Source organism: Corynebacterium tuberculostearicum, from assembly GCF_046097255.1.
GTDB lineage: Bacteria > Actinomycetota > Actinomycetes > Mycobacteriales > Mycobacteriaceae > Corynebacterium > Corynebacterium tuberculostearicum_J.
In genome coordinates this window covers 736,154-761,251 of sequence record NZ_CP175770.1, presented here as the reverse complement: position 1 = coordinate 761,251, position 25,098 = coordinate 736,154, and the positions used below count along the sequence as shown (strand labels likewise).

22 protein-coding genes are annotated in these 25,098 nt (G+C 59.8%); 14 read left to right on the top strand and 8 right to left on the bottom strand.

Features of this window, described 5'->3' with window-relative positions; translation table 11 throughout:
- Positions 1 to 324 precede the first annotated feature (324 nt).
- The 3 genes from ACKFRY_RS03730 (at position 325) to ACKFRY_RS03720 (ending at position 5,999) form a co-directional block, all read left to right on the top strand.
- Positions 325 to 3,768 (top strand): bifunctional proline dehydrogenase/L-glutamate gamma-semialdehyde dehydrogenase, encoded by a 3,444-nt coding sequence (locus ACKFRY_RS03730; RefSeq protein ID WP_408923230.1) that lies wholly within the window; start codon positions 325 to 327, stop codon positions 3,766 to 3,768.
- A 119-nt stretch (positions 3,769 to 3,887) separates the two neighbouring features.
- Positions 3,888 to 5,261, top strand: coding sequence for an AI-2E family transporter (locus ACKFRY_RS03725; protein ID WP_408923229.1), 1,374 nt, complete (start codon positions 3,888 to 3,890; stop codon positions 5,259 to 5,261).
- Positions 5,262 to 5,465: 204 nt separating this feature from the next.
- Positions 5,466 to 5,999: a hypothetical protein gene (locus ACKFRY_RS03720; RefSeq protein ID WP_408923228.1), complete on the top strand. Its 534-nt coding sequence runs from the start codon at positions 5,466 to 5,468 to the stop codon at positions 5,997 to 5,999.
- On the opposite strand, the gene ACKFRY_RS03715 is transcribed toward ACKFRY_RS03720, so the two are convergent.
- The gene (locus ACKFRY_RS03715; RefSeq protein ID WP_408923227.1) at positions 5,996 to 6,586 is read right to left on the bottom strand and encodes a nucleosidase; all 591 of its coding nucleotides are present in this window, start codon (positions 6,584 to 6,586) and stop codon (positions 5,996 to 5,998) included. The two genes, ACKFRY_RS03720 and ACKFRY_RS03715, sit on opposite strands and share 4 nt — an antisense overlap.
- A gap of 23 nt (positions 6,587 to 6,609) precedes the next feature.
- A complete protein-coding gene (locus ACKFRY_RS03710) occupies positions 6,610 to 7,593 on the bottom strand; it encodes a hypothetical protein (RefSeq protein ID WP_408923226.1) in 984 nt (327 codons plus the stop codon).
- A gap of 372 nt (positions 7,594 to 7,965) precedes the next feature.
- On the opposite strand from ACKFRY_RS03710, the gene ACKFRY_RS03705 reads away from it, so the two are divergent.
- From ACKFRY_RS03705 to ACKFRY_RS03675, 7 genes are all read left to right on the top strand, one after another.
- Positions 7,966 to 8,952 carry a hypothetical protein gene (locus tag ACKFRY_RS03705; protein WP_408923225.1) on the top strand — a complete coding sequence of 329 codons (987 nt, stop codon included), beginning with the start codon at positions 7,966 to 7,968 and terminating at the stop codon, positions 8,950 to 8,952.
- A 267-nt stretch (positions 8,953 to 9,219) separates the two neighbouring features.
- A complete protein-coding gene (locus ACKFRY_RS03700) occupies positions 9,220 to 9,765 on the top strand; it encodes an LppP/LprE family lipoprotein (protein ID WP_408919533.1) in 546 nt (181 codons plus the stop codon).
- Between the two features lie 102 nt (positions 9,766 to 9,867).
- Positions 9,868 to 10,569 (top strand): LppP/LprE family lipoprotein, encoded by a 702-nt coding sequence (locus ACKFRY_RS03695; protein WP_408923224.1) that lies wholly within the window; start codon positions 9,868 to 9,870, stop codon positions 10,567 to 10,569.
- 107 nt (positions 10,570 to 10,676) lie between these two features.
- Positions 10,677 to 11,831: a TRAFAC clade GTPase domain-containing protein gene (locus ACKFRY_RS03690; protein ID WP_005329366.1), complete on the top strand. Its 1,155-nt coding sequence runs from the start codon at positions 10,677 to 10,679 to the stop codon at positions 11,829 to 11,831.
- The gene (locus ACKFRY_RS03685; RefSeq protein WP_005329368.1) at positions 11,822 to 12,148 is read left to right on the top strand and encodes a hypothetical protein; all 327 of its coding nucleotides are present in this window, start codon (positions 11,822 to 11,824) and stop codon (positions 12,146 to 12,148) included. The genes ACKFRY_RS03690 and ACKFRY_RS03685 overlap by 10 nt, the downstream gene beginning before the upstream one ends.
- 68 nt (positions 12,149 to 12,216) lie before the next feature.
- A complete protein-coding gene (locus ACKFRY_RS03680) occupies positions 12,217 to 12,621 on the top strand; it encodes a hypothetical protein (RefSeq protein WP_005329370.1) in 405 nt (134 codons plus the stop codon).
- A gap of 213 nt (positions 12,622 to 12,834) precedes the next feature.
- Positions 12,835 to 13,023, top strand: a complete 189-nt coding sequence (locus ACKFRY_RS03675; protein ID WP_005329372.1) for a hypothetical protein — start codon at positions 12,835 to 12,837, stop codon at positions 13,021 to 13,023.
- On the opposite strand, the gene ACKFRY_RS03670 is transcribed toward ACKFRY_RS03675, so the two are convergent.
- From ACKFRY_RS03670 to ACKFRY_RS03660, 3 genes are read right to left on the bottom strand one after another with little or no spacing between them, the layout of a single operon-like run.
- Positions 13,020 to 14,303, bottom strand: a complete 1,284-nt coding sequence (locus ACKFRY_RS03670; protein ID WP_408923223.1) for a sulfate adenylyltransferase subunit 1 — start codon at positions 14,301 to 14,303, stop codon at positions 13,020 to 13,022. The two genes, ACKFRY_RS03675 and ACKFRY_RS03670, sit on opposite strands and share 4 nt — an antisense overlap.
- Complete coding sequence (gene cysD / locus ACKFRY_RS03665) at positions 14,303 to 15,202, bottom strand: sulfate adenylyltransferase subunit CysD (RefSeq protein WP_408923222.1); 900 nt, start codon at positions 15,200 to 15,202, stop codon at positions 14,303 to 14,305. Before cysD ends, ACKFRY_RS03670 begins: the two co-directional genes overlap by 1 nt.
- On the bottom strand, positions 15,202 to 15,987 hold the full coding sequence (locus ACKFRY_RS03660) for a phosphoadenylyl-sulfate reductase (RefSeq protein WP_288211503.1): 786 nt from the start codon (positions 15,985 to 15,987) through the stop codon (positions 15,202 to 15,204). Before ACKFRY_RS03660 ends, cysD begins: the two co-directional genes overlap by 1 nt.
- Before the next feature lie 172 nt (positions 15,988 to 16,159).
- On the opposite strand from ACKFRY_RS03660, the gene ACKFRY_RS03655 reads away from it, so the two are divergent.
- The 3 genes from ACKFRY_RS03655 to ACKFRY_RS03645 all read left to right on the top strand — a co-directional run bounded on the left by ACKFRY_RS03655 (position 16,160) and on the right by ACKFRY_RS03645 (position 20,344).
- Complete coding sequence (locus ACKFRY_RS03655) at positions 16,160 to 16,579, top strand: methylenetetrahydrofolate--tRNA-(uracil-5-)-methyltransferase (RefSeq protein ID WP_408923221.1); 420 nt, start codon at positions 16,160 to 16,162, stop codon at positions 16,577 to 16,579.
- A gap of 85 nt (positions 16,580 to 16,664) precedes the next feature.
- Positions 16,665 to 18,407, top strand: coding sequence for an ABC transporter ATP-binding protein (locus ACKFRY_RS03650; RefSeq protein ID WP_408923220.1), 1,743 nt, complete (start codon positions 16,665 to 16,667; stop codon positions 18,405 to 18,407).
- The gene (locus tag ACKFRY_RS03645; RefSeq protein WP_408923219.1) at positions 18,407 to 20,344 is read left to right on the top strand and encodes an ABC transporter ATP-binding protein; all 1,938 of its coding nucleotides are present in this window, start codon (positions 18,407 to 18,409) and stop codon (positions 20,342 to 20,344) included. Before ACKFRY_RS03650 ends, ACKFRY_RS03645 begins: the two co-directional genes overlap by 1 nt.
- A 36-nt stretch (positions 20,345 to 20,380) precedes the next feature.
- Here ACKFRY_RS03645 and ACKFRY_RS03640 read toward each other — a convergent pair whose 3' ends face one another.
- The 3 genes from ACKFRY_RS03640 to ACKFRY_RS03630 are packed head-to-tail and all read right to left on the bottom strand — an operon-like array spanning position 20,381 to position 22,006.
- Positions 20,381 to 20,974 (bottom strand): hypothetical protein, encoded by a 594-nt coding sequence (locus ACKFRY_RS03640; protein ID WP_049360411.1) that lies wholly within the window; start codon positions 20,972 to 20,974, stop codon positions 20,381 to 20,383.
- On the bottom strand, positions 20,971 to 21,438 hold the full coding sequence (locus ACKFRY_RS03635) for a DUF6114 domain-containing protein (RefSeq protein WP_408923218.1): 468 nt from the start codon (positions 21,436 to 21,438) through the stop codon (positions 20,971 to 20,973). The genes ACKFRY_RS03640 and ACKFRY_RS03635 overlap by 4 nt, the downstream gene beginning before the upstream one ends.
- A complete protein-coding gene (locus ACKFRY_RS03630; RefSeq protein ID WP_005325466.1) occupies positions 21,428 to 22,006 on the bottom strand; it encodes a DUF6230 family protein in 579 nt (192 codons plus the stop codon). The genes ACKFRY_RS03635 and ACKFRY_RS03630 overlap by 11 nt, the downstream gene beginning before the upstream one ends.
- A gap of 244 nt (positions 22,007 to 22,250) precedes the next feature.
- On the opposite strand from ACKFRY_RS03630, the gene ACKFRY_RS03625 reads away from it, so the two are divergent.
- Positions 22,251 to 25,073 carry a (Fe-S)-binding protein gene (locus tag ACKFRY_RS03625; RefSeq protein WP_408923217.1) on the top strand — a complete coding sequence of 941 codons (2,823 nt, stop codon included), beginning with the start codon at positions 22,251 to 22,253 and terminating at the stop codon, positions 25,071 to 25,073.
- Positions 25,074 to 25,098 lie beyond the last annotated feature (25 nt).

The following is a 25,098-nucleotide window of genomic DNA, read 5'->3' as shown; positions in this document are numbered from 1 at the left end:
CCTTACACAGTCACGTCATAGAAAGCAGGTGAGTGTTGAACACCAACCTGGCGCGCGTTCGTCGCAGCAGCGATAGGCCTCCCGTCCGCATTCGGCCCGCATAGTGGCCCGCTGAACATCGCACTTCACACCGAATCCCTGCGACCCTCACTTTGCGTCGCGCGCACCCGCGTGTTCGCTCCTCACCCGACTGCAACCCTGCAGCACCACATAGCTCACCGCTTACGTCCCAGCCGCCCGTATCGCCCGGCAGCCCACTGTCCGGCACGAATACTGCTAGCGGCTAAGGGGATGTGACCCGTTTGAAAAAGAGGTAGAACCCATATGACTTCTCCTGCCAATACCCGCTTGCCCATCTCTGATGATGTGGAAGCAGTCCTGCCTGCAGCTATCAGCCGCGCTGACGACTGGTTGAAATCCACTGCGGACGAAGAAGATAAGGCCACCGAACAACTCGCGGACCTGCTGCGCGATGAGGACGGAGTGAAGTTCACCATGGACTTCGTCGACCGCGTCATGCGCCCAGAAGATGACAAGGTTGCCGCACATGCGCTGAAGGATATTTCTTCTCACTATGACCCGTCGTTCCTCGGCAGCATCAATGGTGCGCTCGTTGGTGCCGGTGGCTTCTTCGGCCCAATCCTGCCCAACCTGGTCATGCCGGTTGCCCGCCTGTACATGCGCAAGATGGTTGGCCACCTCGTTCTCGACGCCGAGTCTGATGCTCTCAACAAGATCCTGGACAAGGCCGCCGAATCCGGCGAACAGCTCAACCTCAACCTGCTGGGTGAGGCCGTGCTCGGTGAGGAAGAGGCGAAGTCCCGCGCGGAGCGCACCCTCAAGCTCATCCGGAACCCACGCGTAACCTACGTTTCGGTCAAGGCTTCCTCCATGGTGGCCCAGCTTAACCACTGGGATATCGATGGCTCGGTAGAGCGCCTCAAGGAGCGCCTGCGCCCGCTGTACCAGGCTGCGGCGGACCGCACCGACAAGGTCTTTATCAACATGGACATGGAGGAGTACCACGACCTCCACCTGACCATCCGCCTGTTCAAGGAGCTGCTCAGCGAGCCGGAATTCCTCACTCTGGATGCCGGCATCGTGCTGCAGGCTTACCTGCCCGATACCTTTGATGCGCTCAAGGATATCGCTGACTTTGCTAAGGAGCGCGTGGCTAAGGGCGGCGGCAAGGTCAAGGTGCGCATCGTGAAGGGCGCGAACCTGTCCATGGAAAACGTGCAGAGCGAGGTCCACGATTGGCCGCTGGCTACCTACACCAACAAGCTCGACGTTGACGCCAACTACTACCGCCTGCTGGATTTCATCCTGCGCGAGGAGTACGCCGGCAGCATCCGCATCGGTGTAGCAACCCACAACCTCTACACCGCCGCAATGGCCTACGAGCTGGGCAAGAAGCGCGGCGTGCTGCACATGATGGATTCGGAGATGCTGCAGGGCATGTCCCCAGCACAGCAGGCAGCGGTGCGCAAGGTCTTTGACGGCCGCCAGATCCTCTATACCCCGGTTGTCCACGCAGAAGACTTCGACGTCGCCGTGTCCTACCTGGTACGCCGCTTGGAGGAGAACTCCGCGCCGCAGAACTTCCTCTACGCGCTCTTTGCCCCAGGCGAGGAGCCGTTGGCAGACCAGGAAGAGACGTTCCGTCGGGCCGTCGCCAAGCGCTGGGACACCTTCGCTGGTGCCCGTCGCACCCAAAACCGCCTCGAGGAGGACGGCCGCCAGGCACCGCGCACCGGCCGCTTTACCAACGAGGCCGATACTGACCCGGCGCTCGCGCCGAACCGCCAGTGGGCGCAGGAAGCGCTCAAGCGCAACCCGGGCGAGCACGGCATCGCAGAGGTTACCGACCCTACGGCGGTCGAAGGTCACATCGCTCGCGCCAAGGAACTGGGCACCGAGTGGGGCAAGCGCCCTGCCGCCGAGCGCGCCGCCGCACTAGAGGCCGTGGCAGATCAGATTGCGTCCCAGCGCGGCAAGTTCATCTCTGTGGCTGCGTATGAGGCCAATAAGACCGTTACCCAGACCGACCCTGAGGTCTCTGAGGCGATTGACTTCTGCACCTACTACGGCCAGTCCGCGCGCCTGCTGGAAGAGTCCTACTCCGAGTTCACCCCGCACACCGTCACCGTGGTGACCCCGCCGTGGAACTTCCCCATTGCCATCCCCACCGGTGGCATTGCGGCGTCCTTGGCAGCGGGCTCGGCGGTCATCGTCAAGCCTGCACCGCAGGTGGTTCACTGCGGCAAGCTCGTGGTGGAAGCCTTCCGCACCGCCCTCGAGGCCCAGGGCTTGGATCCAGATTTGGTGCAGCTGGTGCTTACTGATGAGGCCGAGGCTGGCAAGGCGCTGCTCTCCCACGATGACGTGGACAATGTCATCCTCACCGGTGCTTCCGATACCGGTGCGCTCTTCCGTTCCTGGAAGCCGAAGATGAACATTATGGCGGAGACGTCCGGCAAGAACGCGCTCATCATCACCCCTGCGGCCGACCCAGACCTGGCCATCGATGACCTCTACAACTCTGCCTTTGGCCACTCCGGCCAGAAGTGCTCGGCGGCATCCCTGGTTATCTTCGTCGGTGCGGCTGGTAAGTCCGAGCGCCTACGCACCCAGCTGCTGGATGCCGTCAAGACCCTTAAGCCAGGCCCGGGCTTCGATATCACCACCACCATGAATGGCCTGGCGGAAGAGCCGAGCGAGAAGCTCCTGCGCGGTTTGACCCAGCTCGAGCCGGGCGAGAAGTGGCTGCTCAAGCCGGAAAAGCTCAACCAGGAAGGCACCCTGTGGTCCCCGGGCATTCGCGATAATGTGCAGCCAGGCTCCTGGTACCACAAGAATGAGTGCTTCGGCCCCATCCTCGGCATCATGTACGCCGATACTTTGGAAGAGGCCATTGCCTGGCAGAACGACACCGGCTATGGCCTGACCGGCGGCATTCACTCGCTTGACGACGCCGAGATTGAGTACTGGATCGACAAGGTTGAGGTGGGCAATGCCTACGTCAACCGCGGCATTACCGGCGCGATTGTCCAGCGCCAGTCCTTCGGCGGTTGGAAGAAGTCCGTCATGGGACCGGGCGCCAAGGCTGGCGGCCCGAACTACGTGGCACAGATGGGTGAGTGGGCCGATGGCGAGCTCAAGCCGCGCAACGTGGATATCGCCCCAGCAAGCCTCGCCGCGCTGCACCGCCTGCGCGATAACCTCTCTGGCAAGCTCACCGAGGAGGACATCACCTGGCTATGGCGCGCCGCTGAGCTGGACCAGGTGGCGTGGCAGGAAGAGTTTGGCCGCAACCACGACCGCACCGGTTTGGTTTCTGAGGCCAATATCTTCCGCTACCGCCCGCTTCTGACCAAGCTGCGCGTGCGCGTGGGCGAAGGCTACGAACTGCGCGAAGTTGCTCGCCAGGTGCTGGCCGCCGCAATTACCGGCACCTCCACGGAAATCTCCGCCACCCCGGAGGTTGCCACCCAGCTGCAGGACCTCGGCTTCGACGTCAAGGCCATCACCGACGAGGCTTTTGCTACCGACGTGGCCAATGACGCCTCCTCCCGCGTGCGCGCCCTGGGCACCGTGCCGGATTCCATCTACGAGGCCGCGGTGCGCTCCAACTCCGTGGTGCTGGACCAGCCCGTGCTTGCCGACGGCCGCCGTGAGCTCATGCCTTACCTGCTTGAGCAGGCAGTTTCGGTTACCATGCACCGCTTCGGCATTATCCGCAACGTAGGTAACCTGCGTGACGAGTAATTCTCGGCCGCGTCAGCGGACGCGTTAAAGGTACTGAAGGGAGGTAGCGCCCCGCCCGTGGGCCGCTACCTCCTTTTTCGTATATGCGCTGCGAGTTTTATGTGGCATAGTGGTAGACAATGTCTACGTCACATAATTCGTCTTCCCGCGACGAGGCCAAGCGCCCGTCTGCGCAGGAAAAAGGCAACGCAACACAGATCCAAAAGCCGGGCGAGGAAGATTCGCATACCCTCGTCGCTTATGATGATGCGCACCTTGGTGCAGAGGCTGCCAGCGAGCACCCTGCCGAGCGCGACGATAAATCCGCCGTCCTGGCCAAGGATTTCCGCACCATGGCCAAGGTCTCGGTGGTCTTTATCCTTATCGTCGCCGGCCTAGCGCTGGCCGGCTACCTGCTCAAGTTCATTTGGGTAGGCCTGCTGCCGGTCTTGCTCGCCGTCCTCGTCTCCACGGTGCTCTACCCCATCAGCGCGTGGCTGCGGAACAAGGGATTCCCGCGCTCGCTCGCGGCGGTAAGCACCTTGCTCGGCCTCATCATTGTCTTCTGCGGCGTCTTCGCCGCCATGGCCCCGGTAGTCACCAGCCAGAGCCAAACGCTCATTAATCAGGCCGAAGACGGCATCAACCAAATCACGGAGATGGTAGAAAAGTCCCCCATCGATATCCAAAGCGACCAGCTACAGTCCGTGCTCGAAGACGTGGTTAAGTTTGCCAAGGGCCAAGCCTCTACCATCGCCACCGGCGTTATCTCTGGTTTCTCGATGGCCAGCTCCATCGTCGTGGCCGCGCTGATCATGCTCTTTGTCACCTTCTTCATCATTAAAGACGGCGACAAGTTCCTGCCGTGGCTGCGCAAGTACACCGGCAATTCCACCGGCTGGCACATCACCGAGCTGGGGGCGCGCATCTGGAAGACCTTGTCCGGCTTTATCCAGGCGCAGGCCGCCGTTGCCATGGTGGACGCAGTCCTCATCGGCCTTGGCCTGTGGGTGCTGCAAGTTCCGCTCGCGCTCGTCATCGCCGTGGTGACGTTCTTCGCCAGCTTCATCCCGATCATCGGTGCGGTCACCGCTGGTGCCCTCGCCATCATCATCGCGCTGGTCTCCAATGGCCTGACCAACGCGCTGCTGGCGCTTGCACTTATCATCATCGTCCAGCAGGTGGAAGGCAATGTCCTCCAGCCGATGCTGCAGTCCAAGGCAATGGGCCTGCACGCCGCCGTCGTCCTGCTTTCCGTGACCGTCGGCTCCACCCTGGCGGGCATCGTCGGCGCCTTCCTCGCCGTCCCCGTGGCCGCAACCATCGCCGTTGTGGTGCGCTACCACGCCGAAATGGCTGCGCTGCGCTCCGGCGAAGTCGAGCCCTCCGATATAGACATCATCACCGGCTCCAAGGACGATCCTGAAGACTTCAGCGACTTCACCTACGAACACGATGAGACCCCACGCGACAAGGTAGAGCAGCTCTACCAGTCCATGAGCCCACTGAGCTAAGACTCAGCCACCACTAGCAGCGCGCCGGCCCTCCCCGGCGCGCTTTTATTTTCCCCGACACACTTACCCCTAAAAGAGTGCAATTGGGCTGCGCACAAGACATTTCCTCCGCTTGCAGTTGCGGCCGCCTCCCGTGAAATTAGCATTGTCAACGGGCCCAAGAAGACGCCCATTTCTCTTTCTATTTCATTTCAAGGAGTATTCATGCGTAAGCAATTTGTAGGCGCTCTCGCCGCCACTCTCGTAGCGTCGTCCATCGCTGTTCCTGCCGCAGAGGCTAAGGTCTCGACTTTTGAGCGGGCGGACGGCGGCTGCTGGGCGATTTCGGAGAAGGATGAATTAGTAGTTCCCGAGGAGCTAGTCGGTGAGGCCACTCCCTGGGGCCCAGACAAAGAAAAGAACTTCCTCAGCGATGATTACATGCGCTGGAATATTAGCAAGCACGACGATCTCATCGGTTGGTCCAATAAGCAGATCGCTACCTACCAGCGCAATGGCGTAACCCCTGACGAGCAGCGCCGCATCGACCGTATTAAGATTTTCCGCGGTCAGATGCAGACTCAGCGCAATGATATGAACGCCTGCCTGCGCGCTGGCACCAAGGATCCGATCTCTCAGCTGTCTTCGCAGTTCGGCCTGCCGACCATCGCTCAACTGCAGGCACAGTTTGAAGCGCAGATCCGCCAGGCTGAAGCACAGCTGCGCAAGATGGCTGCGCAGTTCGGTATCAAGTTCTAGCGCAGAAAGCCTAGGTCCGTAGCGGCCGAGGCGAGCTGGCGCGCACCGCGGTCAAGGACGTTGGCCCAGGTGCCCTTGGATTCCTCATTGGCGGAATCGGACACCTGTTTAAGCAGGGTGCAGGGCACACCGAAACGCTGGCATACGGCGGCGATGGAATAGCCTTCCATGTCGCACAGCTGCGATTTCTTGGCCAGCTCGGTGCGCAGGGCGGTATCGGAGACAAACATGTCGCCCGTGGCCAGTCCGCGCACCGGCAGGCGGCCCGAGGTCTCAAGCTCGATGACCTCTGGCAGCAGGTAGCGGTTGATATCGGTAAGCACTTCTAACTTGAAGTCATGCTTGGTGACCTTATTGACTTCGAAGACGCCAGCCATGCCGTCGACAAGCGCGCCGGCCGTGCCAATGTTGACCACGCGATCGGGAAGGGCGCCGTTAGCGCGGGCGTCGGCAAGAGCTTCCGTCAGCGCAATGGCCGCCGGAACCGTACCGATTCCGGTGATGAGCAGGGGTTCGCCTTCCGGAATGTGGGCGGCTTCCGCGTCCACAGCGGCGACGAAAAGGGTGCGTCCGTTGAGATTCTCCATGCCTGCGAGAATACCTGCCCGCCCTAGTCAAAGTTCAATGTGCGGTTCTTCTGGCGCAGGCGAATCGTAATGTTTTTCTGGCCGGCGCCAAGGGCAATGATTTTCCCGCTGAGCACCCGGGCGACGGCCAGGTCTTCCTCCGTCGGTGCTTCGGCCGCGACCCGCGCCGTAGGCAGCCAAGCATCGCGCGGGTCTGGCGCGCCGAGGTGAATGAGCCGTTCGCGCTCCACGTCGATCCAATAGCCCTCCGTGGCCATGAAGCGATCGTGGCTCCCCTCGAAGGAATCGCGGCGCCACCCGCCTTCGGCCACGCGGAAGACAAAGGGGCAATAGCCAAAACGCGAAGGCACGATATAGCGCGTCTGGGGGCTGACGCGCCAGTGGCCGCGCGCGGAGCTCCACACTTGGCGGTATGTATCGGCCAAGCTCATGCCCAGACGCAGGCGCTGTTGTCTGTCCTCGTCCAGCCCAGCACCTTCTACCTGGGTGTTTAGCTCCCCAATCCGCGTGGCATCAGCCACGTACATGCCCAGCCACGCTTCCTCCGGAGTGGTGTACGGGCCGGTGATATCACGGTGGAAGGAATCCGGCACGGCCCTTTCCGCGTCCTGGGGCAGGCGCTGGCGGGCGGCAAACGCCCACAGGCGCGGATGCCCCATGCGGTACAGCATCACCGTCGCCCGCGGCAGGCGGTCATGCACCTGCTGGCGCGTCAGATAGTCACCCGCGCTGATGCGCCGCAGCAGCTGCTTAGCGACGTCCCCCTCTACCTGCTGCTCCACACCCGGCGCGACTTCCATCTCCGGCAGCTGACTAAGCAGCATCAAATCGATGATGTCTCCCAAATCAAAGACCTTGCTCAATTCCGTTTGCGCCTCTGAACCAAAAGCCTCGATCTCGTCATAGCCTAGGGCCCCACCCAAGCGGCGGATAAGATCCGGGGACACGCTCACCCGGTTACGGGTCGCGTGCAATTCCGCGGCGTTGAGATTGCGCTCCAGGCCCACGAAGGCTCCTTCCTCCCCCTCATCGGGGATTTAATTATTGGTCATGCTTGGGATTAAGCCGGACATTGGTCTTACCCGGTGTCCTTCATTGGGGTCTTGTCTCGGAAAGTAGGCGTCAGATGAAGCCTTTCTAGGAGGTTTTGGGACTTCTCAGCTTCGTCGCTGTTGGTCTTTCGGTCAAGCAAATTATGACGTACTTAATCCCTACGAGTTACATAATAGAAAAGTGGCACGTTGCAAATACCCCTTTCATAGTCCCATTCGAGAGAATCTTTGCAACTCTTATGCCTATAGTATGACGCGGAATGATTCTTAATCATTCTCTTTCTTTCGCATTTCTCTTTCTGGACAGCGCACAAAGGAGCCTTACCTTTGAACGACAAGAATTCTTGGGGTCCACCAGACTCAACCCCACTTTCAGATTCGAACGGGCCTGCCTCCCCTATGCAGGACCCCGGCACAGGAACAAGCACTGAATCTTCAGGCAAAGGCACGCGCACCGCCATTATTGTCGTTGCCGCTCTCGCCATCATTGCGCTTATTGGCGGTGGCGCCTGGGCGCTAACGGGAAACAAGGATTCTGATGGTTCGAGCAGCGCTGAACCGAATTTTCATTCTCAAGAAAACAGCAGCGAGGAAACCACCGAAGAGGCAACTTCTGAGAAAGAATCCACGCCTGAGAAGAAAGCTAAGACTACACAAGCTAAGGGCGCTAGCACTGGCCCCTCTACAGAGGAGAAGTGCGGAACTCTAGCCAATAACAAAATGGACGCGCCTGGTGGCACGCTTCAGCTGTTTTGCGACGGCACCTGGCAGTACCTCGCGCAAAAGAATTCCTCGAATTACCGACTTTTCTATTGGACCGATAATGAGTGGAAGTTGTACCGGTCAGACAATACGACTGGAGACTCCGTCAATCAGTGCTACGACAAGGGCAAGTTGGACAAGGCAGGCGCTCCGAGGGAGCTGACCAACCAGCTCCAACTCTGCGACTCTCAAGCAACGCCAACCCCCAAGGTCCGCGACAAGCCTATTACCGCCGAGGAGGAATTTCCGCCCGAAGATTATTGGTATGGCGAATGCGATGGTAGCTACGTGCTCATCGTGGAATCGGTCATCATCCCGCCGGCAACTGATCCGATTTCTGAGCCCTACCGAGTGCACAAGAAGTACCCAGGCTCCAAGATCATCCGGGGCGGCGCATGTAGTTCCCTGCGCAGCCACACTGAAAGCGGCCCTATCTATGCCATCATCTACGAAGCCGGCCAAAGCGTGGACAAAGTATGCGAGCTTAAGGCCAAGTACGGCGGCAATGCCCGTTCCCTCAATAACGACGCGGATTTCTCTGACCCCTGCTAACCCAGATTCCGCGCTCAATTCCCTGTCACTCCCCTTCTGCTGCGTTGACTCCCTACCCCGCTACAACGCAGCGTGCGCCCCTTTGACCTTTCATCTACCGCCTCAATGTGAAAGCAATATCTTATGCCTAAATCATCTGCCCACCTAGGACGAATAAGTCGTATAGGCATTGCAACAAGCCTCGCCCTCATTAGTTTCTCCTTGGCTTCCTGCGATGACGAAACGTCGGATACAACCGCACAGGAGTTTTCAGTGGAGTCGCCGACAATGTCCGCTACAGAAGAAAGCAGCGATGCCAAGCCGAAAGAATCGCCCACTGACTCAGCTGCGACGGAAGAAGAAACTACTCGGCCGGTGCCCCCGAACGTCGTGATGGATGACGAGCAGCCGAGCCCGGAAGCCGACACCACTTCGTCGTGTGGCGCAGCTGATGCCCAAACAGCATTTTCCGAGGGAATATCCCAAGTCGCTCCGTGGGGCACCATCGGATGGGAGCTTTTCGATTCCTCCGGCTATGACCCCTGCGCATCCCTATCGTGGGAAACCCTGATGATTGAGGGAGGAACTAGTTCTTCGCCTTTCCACATCATGCTGTTTAATCACGGCGAATACTTAGGCACCGCAACGGCAAAGCCCTATGGATTCGCCCCCACTATTGAGCGCGTGAGTGATTCCGAGATCGCGGTAACCTACCACTGGCCGCGCGAAGGTGAAGGCAATGCCAACCGCTCAGGCACAACCAACGCAGGCTTCCGCTGGGATGAAGGACAGCAAAAGGTCATCATGTCCGGCGACGTACCGCCAACGGGATAAAGAATCTAGGATTGCCATTTCGGCTTTTCTTGGCCAGCGCTGTTGCTATTGTCGGGTTTGACTCGGCTTCCTGCTAATAGTCCCGCGAAAGGAAACTCGACCATGCTCAACAGCCTCGACCATTTCTTGCTTCAACTGCGTTCCGCAGCAGCAGTGGCTAGCGCCGGTGTTCTCTGCCTTTCCTTAACAGCCTGTGGAAGTGATTCTGCGGATCCAGAAGATTCGCCTTCTTTCTCTGCTGCAAAGGAAAGCGCTCCAGAAGCGAATCAAGCTCCCTCTTCCGCCGACGGAAATACTGAAGAAAAGCCCGCACAAAAGACCACTACCGTAGTCGAAACTCCTCCAGAGAAGAAGCAGGACGAGAGTGCACCTAGCCGGGGTCAAGGCAATGGTGGCTCTTCTGAGTGCAGCTCCGACAACGACGAGAGTGCCTATGAAAAGGCAATCGCTCAGGTCGAACCATATCCAGGACTTGATAGGCCGTGGAGGCCTTTTGACTCCAATTTTGACCCGTGCGCAGATCTTTCGTGGATAACCGTCACGCTTGAAGGAGCGACCGCTTCCTCGCCATATCACATCCTGCTTTTCCACAATGGCGAATACCTAGGAACGGCCACCGCCAAGGCATACGGGTTTTCGCCAAAGGTCAGCCGAGTGGATGATTCCGAGATTGCAGTTACCTACCGCTGGCCAAAGGAAGGTGAGGGCAACGCTGAAGCATCGGGGACAACACAAGCCGGCTTCCGCTGGGATGAAGGTGCCCAAAAGGTAGTCATGTCTGGGGACGTTCCACCGACGTATTAAGGTAGCTTGCAGCGTGGTCAATCCGTTGCTTTTACCCGGCCCTTGCCTTACTAAGAATTTCTTGCACGCATTGGGCGCGAATTTTTCCGCTGATGTATTTTCGCACTATGAGCAAACAACAAATTCACCAGCACATCGCAGTTTTTGGTCAGGCTGGAAGCGGAAAGACAGTCCTTCTTTCCTCACTCTTTGGCCGCCTCAACGAGCCATCGACTATCCAAAAGAACGGGTACAGATTCCTTGCGGAAGACTCCGCACGGGGAAACAAACTGCTCCAAAAATACTTGGGAATGAAGAAGCAAGCCCAAGCTCCGATGCAGGATAAGTTTGTTTCCTCTCCGTTCGATTTTAAATTCGACCCCGAGTCCCAGCCTCTGGACGCGAAAAGGAAGACTTCACACATTGGCATTACTTGGCATGACTATCCAGGCGAATGGTTTGAGTCCGAAGTCAACTCTGAAAGCGAAAGAAATAATCGGGCGCATACTTTCCGCCAACTGATCCAATCAGATGTCGCACTAGTTTTAGTTGACGCACAAAAGCTGCTCGACCACCAAGGCGACGAAGAGCGCTACCTCAAGTCTCTATTCGGCACCTTCCGGAACACATTGCTGGGCATTAAATCCGACATCATTGCTGACAATGAACGGCTGGAGCAGTTTCCCCGCATCTGGGTTATCGCGCTTTCTAAAGCCGACCTCATGCCGGAGTTGGATGCACACAGGCTCCATGAACTCGTGGTACTTCATGCCGCAGATGAACTGAACGCGCTGCGCAAAGTTCTGGCTGATTTCGTCAACGGCGACGAGGCTCTATCCGTCGGAGAAGACTACATCGTCATTTCTTCAGCTGAGTTCAAGAACGGCACTATTGATCTAGAAAAGCATAAAGGCGTCGACGCCTTGCTTCCGCTATCTACGATTTTGCCTATCCAGCGCTACCAGCGGTGGAATGTATTGCGCCTTCTCCCGGCTGGTCTAGCGGACGAAAAGATCGTGAAGAGGGGGCTTGGCATAGCCCAAACGGCTCTTGCGATGCTTGGCAAGGTGAACAAGATGCCTTTCAATTTCCTAGCGAAGGCTCAAGGTATCGCTGGCCTTGTTGACCCACTCATGTCTGCGGCCATTCCGGTGATTGCTGAAGCCCGAAAGAATGCGGTGGAAAAGCATGCATTTAAGGAATTGTTGCTTACAGATTTCGTCATGAAATTGCGCGAGAGCATCGACAACGACATTCTCGAAAGGTCGCCGCGATGGAAATAATCTGGGCTACGCGAGGCAAACACTGGGGCCATAAGTTCTTACTCGATGGCGGCTATAAGGACCCATTGCCACCATATCTTGAGGCATTTTCGGGCTTTGAAAACTCCCGCCGCGTGTTTGAACGCTGCAATGGACACTTAGCTTTAAGATTTCCAGATCCAGAGGAGCGCCACGATGAGTCAGGCCGCTTGATTTACCACGACCTAGTTATCAGCGGCCATGCCATTACCGATGCCCGCTCTTACGACGAAGCATGCTCTTTTATGTGGCCTTTGATTGCGGACGAATATAACAAGCTCTGGGATGCAGAAAAATAGAAAAGAATCTGGGCGCTTTAAACAGTTAATCGCGGCCGTGAAAACCAAATCCTTATCCCAGAAGATTGATGAAGATGACTGATGGCTGGAATTCAACAGAATTCGCAGAGAAGATGAACCGCCTGCTAAAGCGATACTACGCAGGAGACAATGGGCTTTCTCCGGCTGCAGTAGAACTTCGGGCGGTGTGGAGAACAGCGGGACTCGCCTACGCCATTTTCACGGTCTCGGCTCCGAAAGGGATTGCGTATGTGGGATTGGAAGTGCCGGTCATTCCTGGATCAGGTTCCGCAACGTCGGAAGAAGAAACCGCTATAGAAGGCTGGTTGGACCAATTAGCTGGAGATACGCTGGCCAGCACATTGGATTACAACCAAGGTGACAAAATCCAATGGAAGGAAAAGGTCACTGAGGACACTCCAGAATTTTTCTCAGAGCTGGGCACCGCTGTTGGAGAAGTGTTCTTCCCATAGGTACCTAGCCAAAGAGAAACAAACAAGCACGTTTCGCTAAATTTTCACCGATTTGGCAGCGAAACGTGCTTGTTTTGCTCGAAGGGCGGTCACCGTGTGGCGGTGCGGGGCTTCCAAGGGCGTGCGGAAGCCAAGAAATGGCCGCGTTCTAGGCTTTCGTGGGGAGCCAGGGGCGGTTATCGTGGCCGTAACATAGCCGAAGGAGAGATAGGAATGAGCGAGAAGACGTTTCAGCAGAAGTTCGGGGCTTTCGCGCTGGTGGCGGCGGTTGTCCTGCTGATCGTGAACTTGACCGTAGTAGGGCCTACGGTGTTCGGTATCTCCACGCCGCTGCTGCTCGGCATCACGGGCATCCTAATGATGCGCGGTGAAAAGAGCAGCAGCAGCGCAAAGAGTGACTAGCGCAGGCGGTGGCCTACGAAGCCGGCGGCAAGGGTGTTGCCGGAGGATTGATCGATGAGCAGGAAGTTGCCCACCGCGCCGCGGGCGGCATAGTCCTCGACGGGGAGCTCGGCCTGGGTCTGGATGCTGATGTGGGCGATGTCGTTCATGGCGACGGACTCGGGGTCCTCGACATCGGAAACGCCATCAAGATCCAGGGTGCGGGCGACGGCGGCGACGCGGGCCTTAACCAGGGAAGAGCCGTAGCGCAGCTTGAGCATCTGGCCGGGCTTGATGTCCTTTTCGGTCAGGCCGACGACTGTGGCGTCGAATTCGCGGGTGGCCGCGGGGCGTTGGGACCCGGCGATGAGATCACCGCGGGCGAGATCGATGTCGTCGGCAAGCAAGAGCGTCACGGAGTCGCCGGTGGCGGCGGAGTTGGCGGGGCCGTCGGCAGTGTCGATCTGGGTGACGGTGCTGGTGCGGCCCTCGGGCAGGCGGACCTCGTCGCCCACGGAGATGGAGCCGGCCTTCACGCGGCCGGCGTAACCGCGGTAATCGGAGGCATGCTCGCGGATGACGTACTGGATGGGGAAACGGAAATCCAGCTCATCGGCGCGGCCGGTGGCCACGGGGACGGTCTCGAGAACCTCGAGGACGGTCGGTCCGGTATACCAGGGCATATTAGAGGAACGCTCAACCACGTTATCGCCCTTGAGCGCGGAAATCGGCACCACGGTGGTATCGGTGATGCCTAAGCGCGCGGCGATCTGGTTGAACTCGGACTCGATATCGCGAAAGACCTGCTCGTCGTAGTCCACGAGGTCAATCTTGTTCACCGCAAGGACAACATGGCGCACACCAAGGAGGGCGGCGACGTTGAGGTGGCGGCGGGTTTGTTCGACGACGCCATGGCGGGCGTCGATAAGAAGCACCACTACCTGCGAGGTAGACATGCCGGTGACCGTATTGCGGGTGTACTGCACGTGCCCCGGGGTATCGGCGAGGATAAAGGTGCGCTTATCCGTGGCGAAGTAGCGATAAGCCACGTCGATGGTAATTCCCTGTTCGCGCTCGGCACGCAGGCCGTCGACAAGCAAGGAAAGGTCCATGCCGTCGAAACCGCGGTCGGTGGAGGTGCGCTCCATGGACTCGACCTGATCCGCGAGCACGGACTTGGTGTCATAGAGCAGGCGGCCGACGAAGGTGGACTTGCCGTCATCAACGGAGCCGGCGGTGCACAAGCGCAGGGTATCGCGCTGCTTGAGGGCGCCGACATTCGGCGTGAGGGTCGTAGTCATCAGAAGTAGCCTTCCTTCTTGCGGTCCTCCATGGCGGACTCGGAAAGTTTGTCATCGGCGCGGGTGGCGCCGCGCTCGGAAAGGGTGGAAATGGAGATCTCCGCGAGTACCTCGTCCGGGGTCGAAGCGGTAGAGTCCACGGCGCCGGTGCAGGACATATCGCCCACGGTGCGGTAGCGCACGGTGCGGGTTTCCAGCTCCTCGCCTTCGGCCGGGCCGCCCCATTCGCCAGGTGCTAGCCACATGCCATTGCGCTTGAATACCTCGCGCTCGTGGGAGTAGTAGATGGAGGGCAACTCCAGTTTGCGGGCGCCGATGTATTCCCAGATATCGGACTCGGTCCAGTTGGAGATGGGGAAGACGCGGACGTTTTCGCCGGCCATCTTGCCGCCGTTGTACAGGTCCCACAGCTCGGGGCGCTGGCGGCGGGGATCCCATCCGCCGAAGGAATCGCGGATGGAGAAGATGCGCTCCTTGGCGCGGGCGCGCTCCTCATCGCGGCGGGCGCCACCGCATACGGCGTCATACTCGCGCTCGGCGATGGTCTCTACCAGCGGCACGGACTGCAGCGGGTTGCGGGTGCCATCGGGGCGCTCCTGCAGGTCGCCGCGGTCGATCCAGTCCTGGACGCGGGCGACATGGAGGCGAGCGCCGGATTCTTCCACGAGGCGGTCGCGGAAATCGATTACCTCGGGGAAGTTGTGCCCGGTGTCGACGTGGAGCAGCTCAAACGGCACCGTGGCCGGGGCGAAGGCGCGGCGGGCTAACTCGAAGACAACGACGGAGTCCTTGCCGCCGGAAAAGAGGATGCCTACCTTGTCGAACTGCCCGGCCACCTCGCGCAGGATGTGGATAGACTCGTTTTCTAGGTCTTTTAAGTGTGGAGAAAGTGTGCTCATTATTCGTGTAACCCGCATTCTGTCTTGCCGTCTGCAAATACGCGCCCGGATCGGGCATCGTCGCCTTCACCAACCGGGAAGGTCAGCGGGGCGCAGCCGATGGAGCGGTATCCCTGCAGGGTGAGTGGGTGGATGATGAGGTCGTTGTCCTCGATATAGCGGTCCGTATCGTCGAGATCCCAGGTAATGATGGGAGAGATCTTCAATCGGCCGGTGCGGTCGAGGCTCAGCGCCGGGGCGGTGGCGCGGTGTTCGGAATCGGCGCGGCGCAGGCCGGTGACCCAGCCAGCATATGGGTCCATCGCCATATTCAGCGGCTCGACCTTGCGCATGCGGTTATAGGCCGCGGTATCGCGAGCGTAGAGGCGCGGACCGTACACCTCGTCTTGCTCTTCCGGGGTGAGCAAAGGCAGCACGCGAACAAGTGGGAGGTCCGGGTAGCGCTTTTCTACCTCGTCGGCTACCTGCAGGGTTTCCTGGAAGTGCCAGCCGGTATCGATGAAAAGCAGGTCTGCATCGAGCCCAGCACGGTGGGCGAGTTCGGCCAAGACCGTATTTTCCATGGACATGGTCACGGCCAAGCGGCCGGGTGCGTGCTCGGCGGCCCATTCGGTAATGGTTTCCGCTGAGGCGTCATAAAGCTTATCCGCCCACTGGTCCACCAATTGCTGGTTGCGCGCGGCTACCTCGGCGTCCAGCGGCGCAGTATCGCGCGTGCCTTCCGGGGAGATGCTGGGGTCGCGGTAGTTCTTGCCACCGTCCAGCAGGTTCGTCGTTGGGTTCATGCCGTCACACATTAGGCAAAACCCCGAGGCGGCGCAGCGGATTCTGGGCGAAAAGCCGCTGAGCTTGGCGGGAGGTGCGAATAAAAAGTTTCCAATCCGTACCAAGCGGACTAGATTTACAGACAAGACAGTCTATTGCGGGCGTGCGCGCCCTGCACAAGGAGGCACTTTCATGCAGCGTATAGCCATCATCGGGGAGGGCCCGGCAGTCCTATCCACCGCCGAGAAGCTTATCAGCGCTGGCATGTGTGTGGACCTCATTACCCAGTGCACCGCACCATTCGGTCTACTCCGCCGCTTTGCGGGCTTGGCGGGCGTGCTGGGCGACGCCGTCACCGGCTCCCACTGCGGCCCCGGCACCACTCCCCGCTTGCGCCTTATCGGCAACGTGCGGGTAGGACCAGACGGCGATATCACGCATAACGAAATCCACCGCCTGGCCGCCTCTGGCGACCGCGAGCTACTCGTCTTGGAACTCAAGGCCCGCGGCGTGGCCGTCACCACGTGGGAAGGCCTATGCGCCCCACTGCAGGATTTTGAAGACTGGCGCACCGTCATCACCCGCGCGCAGCTGGCTCACGTGGGGTTTTAGCAGCAGTAACCAACTAGCGCCCCACCCACCACCGGTATAAACTTGCACGGCTACCCAGCCACGGCAAGGAAAGGGGCGCGAGTCCATGGATCTGGTTCGCATTCTCGTTACACGGTCGGCGCCATATACGCCGTATTTCATCGCGGTGCTTGTCCTGCAGGCCTTGTCAACAGCTGCCACGCTGTACCTTCCATCGCTTAATGCCAAGATCATCGATGAAGGTGTGTCTCAGGGCGATGTGGACTTCATCTGGCGCACCGGCGGCATCATGCTGGCCGTAGCCTTTGCCCAAGTCATCACCGCCATCGGCGCAGTTTGGTGCGGCAGCCGCACCGCCATGGGCGTCGGCCGGGATCTGCGCGGCGAGGTCTTCCGCCACGTTAATTCCCTGTCCACTGAGGACATGAGCCGTTTTGGCACACCTACGCTTATTACCCGCGGCACCAATGACGTCCAGCAGGTGCAAATGGTCTACATGATGATGCTGAACTTCATGGTGACCGCACCCATCATGTCCATCGGTGGCATCATCATGGCCGTGCGCGAAGACGCCGGACTGTCCTGGCTGGTGTGGGTCTCCGTGGCGGTTTTGCTCGGCACCATCTCCGTTATCATTTCCCGCCTCATGCCGCTCTTCCGTTCCATGCAGGACAAGCTGGACTCCATCAATGGCACCCTGCGCGAGCAGATCACCGGCATCCGCGTGGTGCGCGCCTTCGTGCGCGAGGCCTATGAGTCCGAGCGCTTCACCGAGGAAAATAAGAACATCACCCGCCTGTCCTTGAACATCGGCCGGCTTTTCGTGGTGATGTTCCCGCTCATTACGGTGATCCTCAACGTGGCCACGGGTGCGGTCCTGTGGTTCGGCGGCCACCGCGTGGATGAGGGCTTAGTCAACGTCGGCTCGCTCACCGCATTCCTGCAGTACCTGCTACAGATTCTGGCGGCGGTCATGATGGGTACCTTCATGGCGATGATGCTGCCGCGCGCCATTATCTGTGCCCGCCGCATCACCGAGGTGCTCCAGCACAAGCCCTCCATTACCCCACCCAGCTCCACCACCTCTCCGGAGGCCTGCGCGGGCACGGTGGAATTTCGCAACGTGGGCTTTTCTTATGCCGGTGCGGATGCGCCGGTGCTAGAAGACATTTCCTTTACCGCTAAGCCCGGCACCACCACCGCCATCATCGGCTCCACGGGCTCGGGCAAGACCACCCTGGTTTCCCTCATCCCACGTCTGTATGTGCCCACGGAGGGCCAGGTGCTTATCGACGCCACGCCTACCACCTCCCTGGCCCGCCAGGACATCGTCCAGCGCGTCTCCCCCGTCCCGCAGAAGGCTTACCTATTTAGCGGCACTGTGGCCTCCAACCTGCGCTTGGGCCGCCCCGAAGCCACCGATGACGAGCTCTGGGAGGCGCTGCGCGTGGCTCAGGCGGACTTCGTAGAAGACTTGGACATGCCCATCGCACAGGGCGGCACCAACGTCTCCGGTGGCCAGCGCCAGCGCCTGTCCATTGCGCGCATGCTTGTTGCCCGCCCGCTGGTCTATCTCTTCGATGATTCCTTCTCCGCGCTGGACGTGGCTACCGACGCCAAGGTGCGCGCCGCAATGCAGGCTTCCTTCGCACAACGTGAGCAACCGGTGACCAGCATAATCGTCGCCCAGCGCGTGGCATCCATTCGCGATGCCGACCAAATCCTGGTACTCGATGCCGGCCGCATTGTTGACCGCGGCACGCACGAGGAGCTCCTTGGGCGTTGCGCTGTTTACCAAGAAATTGTTGATTCCCAAGAAACCGCCACTACTGCAGGAGGCGAGAACTAATGGCTGAAAATACCGCCTCCACCGCCGAGTCCACGGAGCACTCCACCGGCCCCATGGGCGAATCTGCTCCGCGCCAAGCCAAGAATTTTTGGCCCTCCATCAAGCGCCTCTTTTCCTTGCTTGCCCCATTTAAGCGCAGCCTATGGGCCGTGGCAGCTATGAATGTTGTCTGCATTTTCCTAGCCGTTGTGGCCCCGAAAATCATGGGCAAGGCCATGGATGTCATCTTCGCCGGAGTTATCTCCCGTAACCTTCCCGCCGATATAACCGCCCAACAAGCTATCGATGGCATGCGTGCGCAAGGACAGGACCGCTTCGCAGACATGGCCTCCGCCATGGATTTCATCCCGGGCGAAGGCATTGACTTTCACCGCTTGGGTACGCTCATCATTGCCGTTATCGCAATGTATATCGTCTCTTCCGGCTTCCAATGGTGGCAGGGGGCCATTCTCAATAAGGTGAGCATGGATACCGTATTTGACCTGCGTGAGCGCGTTGAAGCGAAGGTGAACGCGCTGCCGCTGAACTACTTTGATTCCCAGCAGCGCGGCGATATCCTTTCGCGTACCACCAATGACATCGACAACGTGCAGCAGGCCCTGCAGGAGGCACTATCACAGCTGTTTTATGACGCGCTGCTGGTCATTGGCATCACCATCATGATGTTTAGTGTTTCCTGGCAGCTCGCACTGGTTGCTCTCCTAGCTCTGCCGCTTACCGCACTAGTCATCGGGGTCATCGGCGGCCGCTCACAGCGCCAATTCAAAACGCAATGGCGCTCTACCGGCCAGCTCAATGGCCAGGTAGAGGAATCCTTCTCCGGCCATGACCTTGCCATCGTCTTCGGCCGCACAGAAGCAATGACGGAGGAATTTGATAAGCGCAACGAAGAGCTCTATCGCTCCGCGGCAAAGGCACAATTCCTCTCCGGCATCATGATGCCGATCATGCAGTTCCTGTCCTATCTGTCCTACGTTGCCATCGCGGTATTGGGCGGCCTGCGCGTGGCTAATGGCCACATGACTTTGGGCGCGGCCACTGCGTTTATCCAGTATTCTCGCGAGTTCAACCAACCGCTCGGCCAGCTCGGCGGCATGATGCAGCAGGTCCAATCCGGCGTGGCCTCGGCAGAACGCGTCTTTGAGCTTCTCGACGCCGAGGAACAAACCCCCGACACCACCGCCGAGGACCTCCCCGGCCGCGCCCAGGGTCTCGTTGAATTCCAAGACGTTGATTTCTCCTACTCGGAGGATAAGGAACTTATCACCGGCCTCAACCTGCGCGTGGCGCCCGGCCAGACCGCGGCCATTGTCGGCCCCACCGGCGCCGGTAAGACTACCCTGGTCAACCTGCTGATGCGCTTTTATGAATTAGACGGCGGTCAGATTCTCATTGACGGGCACGATATCGCCCGCATGCCCCGCCAGACGCTGCGCTCCCAAGTGGGCATGGTGCTCCAGGATGCTGTCCTCTTCAAGGGATCGATCATGGAAAACATCCGCTACGGCCGCTTGGACGCAACGGACGAAGAGGTGATCGCCGCTGCAAAGGCAACTTATGTGGACCGCTTCGTGCACGCCCTGCCCGATGGTTATGACACCATCATCGACCAAGATGGCGGTGCTATCTCGGCCGGCGAGCGCCAGCTCATCACCATCGCCCGCGCTTTCTTGGCCCAACCCGCGCTACTCATCCTCGATGAAGCTACCTCTTCGGTCGATACCCGCACCGAAGTACTCGTCCAAGAAGCGATGAACGCGCTGCGCGCGGATCGCACTTCCTTTGTCATTGCCCACCGCTTGTCCACCATTCGCGATGCTGACCTCATCCTCGTTATGGAAAACGGCACCATCGTCGAACAGGGCTCGCACGATGATCTCCTTGCGGCCCAGGGCGCATACTGGCGCCTGCATCAGTCCCAGTTCGCGCAGGGATAGGCCACCTGAGCGTTCTTTTCCGGCCCCGGCGAAGAGCTATCCCAGCCCCACAGTCACCGTCGGCGCGTTGAAATGAGCGCCCTTGAGGTTAACCAGCTCAAGGGTGACATCGCGCAGCTCGATATGGTCCATGACTACGTCTGGCACCTGTGCATCGGGGACGGGGTGCGACTCTGGGACACCGAGCTTATCCAGCACAGCCTTGATATCGTCGCGGCTCAAATCGATTTCTGCGGAGGGTGCAGAAATATCCCCCACCGCCGGGGTGGCTTTGAGCCCGGTAGCCATGATGGTCACCGGTCCCCCGCGTACCTCGGTGGTATCCCCTCCCGTGGTCAGCATGCCAACGCCGTAGCGGCCAGGCAGCGTGATGCCAAGGTTGTCGATGTCGAGGTTCTCGCCCTTCAGCTCTAGAACCCGCACATCACCGCTGGCGGTGGGGAAAGTACCCAAAGAAACGGTGACATTTTTCGTCAGCGTCACCTTATCCGCGAAGACGGTACTGAAGTACGGAACCGCCGGGGCATCTTGCGCATTAACCCGTTCGGAACCGCTCGCACCGCCCACCACCAGGGCACAGGTGAGTACGGCCAAGCAGCTACGCGCCGCCCGCGGCATCGCCCTCGTCATTGCTCTGCTGCTTCCTTGGTGCGGCGCTTTTTCTCCCCCGGCTGCCACGCAAAGGTAAAGGCCCCGCCAATGATGCCGAGCAGGGAGCCGATGATGAAGCCGCCCAAATTGGACGTCGGCAAGGCGATAATGGCCACGATAATGCCCAGCACACCGACATAATTCGAGGTTGCCGGCTGGAACCACGCGCCAAGGCCGAACATGGCTAGCAAGACGCCGATAAGCAGCGTAGAGACGCCAGAGATGGTGGAAATCATCACCAAAAGGTCAGAGATGCGGATGGTGATATAGGCCGGTGCGGCGATAATAATTCCGGACAAGATGAGCAATAGGCCGGGAAAGAAGGGCCGGCCGCTGCGCCAGCGGCGGAAGCGCTGCCAGACGCTGGGTTTAGATTCCTCCTCGCCCGTTACCTCCGCCGTCGGGAGGGTCTGTGTTTCTTCCGCGGTGGACTCAGCAGCCATTATCGGACCCCCTCCTCACCGTCACTCCCACATTCTTGGCAGAAAGGCGCTGTGCACCCACGGAGGTGGCCTTCACATCATCCGCTTTGAGGGAAACCTGCTTGGAATACAGGCCCCACGCGCCAGGATCCGCGGTATCGCTGAGCTGATTCGCATCGATGCCCACGTTGACATCCTGCATCACCAAAGAGCCATCCACGTCGGTCGCACCGACCAGCAGGCTATCGGATTCCACACTGCCCTCGCCCTCAGCCTTCAGCGCTAGGGTGGCCTCCCCACCAACGCCGGGCACCTTGGGAACCGTCACGGAAAGGCAGAGATCAGAGACCTTCGCATGCTCCAGTTTGATACGCGCGACGGGAAGGTGCTCTTCGGCTTTTTGATCATCATCAACAAAAAGCGAAAAGCCCTCTCCATCCAAGTGCCCCATGGTGATTTTAAAGAAGCTACCGGAAAGGGCCAGGTTCGCGGTCAAGCCGCCCTGCGCCACGGCGAATCCAGTAACCCCAAAGGCAGCAAGGCCTGCGGTCAAGGCCACCGCGGCCTTGGTGATATTGGTTTTGCCCATGGCGGTTTACCCTTTCTGCGGCAGTCTCGGTCTTCTTCTTGCCCGGCCACATTACGGACGCCGACACTGTATTATTCCGCCGCCGTGCACAGCACGTTTAGCAGAATATGGCGGCCGAGTTTCTCATCTTGACAGTGTACAGCCCACCCCGCCGTGATACCGCACTGAATGCAGACTCTCTGATTTCCACCCCTAGGCTTTAAGGTAGATAACAACGTGGAGCATCAGTATTAAAGGAGCACGCATGACCACCGTGTTCGGTTGGATCGCTATAGCCGCATCGATTCCGGTGTGGCTGTACTTTTTCACCCGCGTATGGGCCCTCTTTAAGTTCATCCGCTCCGGCGGACCCACCCAGCTCAAGCGCACCGATAGCCTAGGCAAGCGTTTATGGCGCGTGATTGCGGAGGTCTTTGGCCATTCCCATTTCAAGGGTAAGCCTCTAGTCAATGCCGCCCACTGGCTGGTGATGGTGGGATTCCTTTTCGGCATCCTGGTGTGGTTCGAGGCCTATATCCAAACCTTCGCGCCGAATAAGGGCTGGCCGTGGCTCAGCCACTGGCCGGTCTACCACTTCGTTGAGGAAGTCTTGGGCATCGCGACGGTCCTAGGCATCGGCTTCCTCATCGGCGTGCGTCTCAAGCTTGGCGATACCGAACGCGGCAGCCGCTTCTTCAATTCCCAAACCGCCTCGGCGCGCTGGGTAGAGTTCATTGTCTTTTCTGAGGGACTCGGCATGATCCTGGTGAAATCCACCAAGATCGCCACCTACGGCGGCGGCTCCGCCTGGGCGGATTTCTTGAGCGTCCACCTTGCCAAGCTCTTCCCTGCATCCCCAGCATTGGTGAGCTTCTTCGCCCTGTTCAAGCTGCTATCCGGCATGCTGTTTATTGTCTTTATTTCCCGCAATTTCCAGTGGGGCGTGATGTGGCACCGCTTCACCAGCTTCTTCAATATCTTCTTCCAGCGCAACGCCACCGGTGAAAAGGCGCTGCAATCCCTGCCCACCCCGGACTTGGAGGAAGACATCACCCCGGGTAGCTGGAAGATGCTGCTGGATTCCACCTCGTGTACCGAGTGCGGCCGCTGCCAAGAGCTATGCCCGGCGTGGAATACCGAAAAGCCGCTGAGCCCCAAAAAGTTCATGATGGACCTGCGCCAGGGCGCACTGGATAACTACAATCCGCACGAGGGCCTGGATGTGCTGTCCATGGCCGGCGTTATCGATGATGACGTGCTCTGGTCTTGTACCAACTGCGGTGCCTGCGTGGATCAGTGCCCAACCGATATTGAGCACATCGACCACATCGCGGATCTGCGCCGCTTCAAGGTACTTGCGGAATCGGACTTCCCTTCCGAGCTCACCGGCCTGTTTAAGAATATGGAAAACAAGGGCAATCCATGGGGCCGGAATAATTCTGAGCGCCGCGCCTGGATCGATGAGGCCCGCGCCGATGGCATCGACGTCCCCATCATTGGTGAGGACGAGGCCGATTTCTCCGATATGGAATACCTGCTCTGGGTGGGCTGTGCTGGCGCTTATGATGACGATGGCCGCCGCACCACTCGTGCCGTAGTAGACCTTCTGCATACCGCAGGCGTGAAGTTTGGCGTGCTCTCCACGGGTGAGACCTGTACGGGTGATCCTGCCCGCCGCGCCGGCAACGAGTTCCTTTTCCAGATGATGGCGCAGCAAAACGTTGAAACCCTCAACAACGCCTTCGACGGGGTCCCGGAGGGCCAGCGCAAGATCATCACCACCTGCCCGCACTGCTTTAACACCATCCGCAACGAGTACCCGGACTTTGACGGGCACTTCGACGTCTTCCACCACACCCAGCTGCTCAACCGGCTGGTCCGCGAAGGCTTGCTCAAGCCGGTGCCACGCACGCCGGAAAACCGCAAGCCCATTACCTACCACGATCCGTGCTTCCTCGGCCGCCACAATAAGGTCTTCGATCCTCCGCGCGAGCTGCTCGAGGCCACCGGCGTGGAGCTGCGCGAGATGGACAAGAACCGCGACGAGGCCTTCTGCTGTGGCGCCGGCGGCGCCCGCATGTTCATGGAGGAAAAGCTCGGCACCCGCATCAATGACTTCCGCACCGAGCAGGCCCTAGAGACCGGCGCCGAGGAAATCGCTACTGGCTGCCCCTTCTGCAATGTCATGATGACCGGCGGCGTGAAGTCCTTGGCGCAGGATTCCACCCCCACCACCAAGGTCAATGACGTGGCGGTTATGCTGCGCAATTCCATCTCCCTCGACGAGTCCGGCACCCTGCCGGAGCCCCACCCCAAGGCGTTCCTGGCCACCCCTGTGCGCCACCAAAAGTCCGCGGGCACCACTGACGCCCCGCTTGCCGACGCCCCTACTTCCGCCACCCCAAACACCACCCACACCCCGGCCGCATCGGCACCAGCACCAGCCCCCGCCGCTCCTGCAGCACCAGCCGCACCCGCAGCGCCGGCTGCACCGCAGACTCCCGCGGCACCAAGCGCACCCACCCCGCCAAGTGCTCCAGCAGCACCTGCGCCCAAGGCACCAGCAGCTCCAACACCGCCTAGCGCACCCACAACGCCCGCGGCCCCGGCCGCACCAACTGCGCCACAAGCTCCCCAGCCACCAGCAGCTCCAGCTGCTCCTGCTGCTCCTGCTGCACCGAGCGCTCCTACCCCACCAAGTGCTCCAGCAGCACCAGCGCCCAAGGCACCAGCAGCTCCAACACCGCCTAGCGCACCCGCAACGCCCGGGGCCCCGGCCGCACCAGCTGCACCGCAAGCTCCGCAAGCACCAGCGGCTCCAGCCGCTCCCGCTGCACCGAGCGCACCCACCCCGCCAAGTGCCCCAGCAGCACCTGCACCCAAGGCACCAGCCGCACCGACGCCGCCTGCAGCGCCAGCAGCTCCGGCAGCACCAGCCGCACCGGCGGCCCCGAAACCTCCACAGGCTCCTGCTGCGCCCACCCCGCCAAAGGCTGAGCCGCCAGCCGCACCAACCCCGCCAGCACCTCCGGCGGCTCCGGCACCACCGGCGTCGGAAAGCGTGCCAAAGCCACCTGAATCTGAGTAGGCGCGCAGGGGCATTGGTGCGTACG

Excerpts from the sequence above, each read along its gene's own strand:
- ACKFRY_RS03660 (WP_288211503.1), bottom strand. The coding sequence starts at position 15,987 with ATGAACCCAACGACGAACCTGCTGGACGGTGGCAAGAACTACCGCGAC.
- ACKFRY_RS03695 (WP_408923224.1), top strand. The coding sequence starts at position 9,868 with ATGCTCAACAGCCTCGACCATTTCTTGCTTCAACTGCGTTCCGCAGCA.
- ACKFRY_RS03630 (WP_005325466.1), bottom strand. The coding sequence starts at position 22,006 with ATGGGCAAAACCAATATCACCAAGGCCGCGGTGGCCTTGACCGCAGGC.
- ACKFRY_RS03645 (WP_408923219.1), top strand. The coding sequence starts at position 18,407 with ATGGCTGAAAATACCGCCTCCACCGCCGAGTCCACGGAGCACTCCACC.
- ACKFRY_RS03670 (WP_408923223.1), bottom strand. The coding sequence starts at position 14,303 with ATGACTACGACCCTCACGCCGAATGTCGGCGCCCTCAAGCAGCGCGAT.
- cysD (WP_408923222.1), bottom strand. The coding sequence starts at position 15,202 with ATGAGCACACTTTCTCCACACTTAAAAGACCTAGAAAACGAGTCTATC.
- ACKFRY_RS03685 (WP_005329368.1), top strand. The coding sequence starts at position 11,822 with ATGGAAATAATCTGGGCTACGCGAGGCAAACACTGGGGCCATAAGTTC.
- ACKFRY_RS03650 (WP_408923220.1), top strand. The coding sequence starts at position 16,665 with ATGGATCTGGTTCGCATTCTCGTTACACGGTCGGCGCCATATACGCCG.
- ACKFRY_RS03675 (WP_005329372.1), top strand. The coding sequence starts at position 12,835 with ATGAGCGAGAAGACGTTTCAGCAGAAGTTCGGGGCTTTCGCGCTGGTG.
- ACKFRY_RS03635 (WP_408923218.1), bottom strand. The coding sequence starts at position 21,438 with ATGGCTGCTGAGTCCACCGCGGAAGAAACACAGACCCTCCCGACGGCG.
- ACKFRY_RS03715 (WP_408923227.1), bottom strand. The coding sequence starts at position 6,586 with ATGGAGAATCTCAACGGACGCACCCTTTTCGTCGCCGCTGTGGACGCG.
- ACKFRY_RS03700 (WP_408919533.1), top strand. The coding sequence starts at position 9,220 with ATGTCCGCTACAGAAGAAAGCAGCGATGCCAAGCCGAAAGAATCGCCC.
- ACKFRY_RS03730 (WP_408923230.1), top strand. The coding sequence starts at position 325 with ATGACTTCTCCTGCCAATACCCGCTTGCCCATCTCTGATGATGTGGAA.
- ACKFRY_RS03625 (WP_408923217.1), top strand. The coding sequence starts at position 22,251 with ATGACCACCGTGTTCGGTTGGATCGCTATAGCCGCATCGATTCCGGTG.
- ACKFRY_RS03720 (WP_408923228.1), top strand. The coding sequence starts at position 5,466 with ATGCGTAAGCAATTTGTAGGCGCTCTCGCCGCCACTCTCGTAGCGTCG.
- ACKFRY_RS03680 (WP_005329370.1), top strand. The coding sequence starts at position 12,217 with ATGAAGATGACTGATGGCTGGAATTCAACAGAATTCGCAGAGAAGATG.
- ACKFRY_RS03690 (WP_005329366.1), top strand. The coding sequence starts at position 10,677 with ATGAGCAAACAACAAATTCACCAGCACATCGCAGTTTTTGGTCAGGCT.
- ACKFRY_RS03725 (WP_408923229.1), top strand. The coding sequence starts at position 3,888 with ATGTCTACGTCACATAATTCGTCTTCCCGCGACGAGGCCAAGCGCCCG.
- ACKFRY_RS03655 (WP_408923221.1), top strand. The coding sequence starts at position 16,160 with ATGCAGCGTATAGCCATCATCGGGGAGGGCCCGGCAGTCCTATCCACC.
- ACKFRY_RS03640 (WP_049360411.1), bottom strand. The coding sequence starts at position 20,974 with ATGACGAGGGCGATGCCGCGGGCGGCGCGTAGCTGCTTGGCCGTACTC.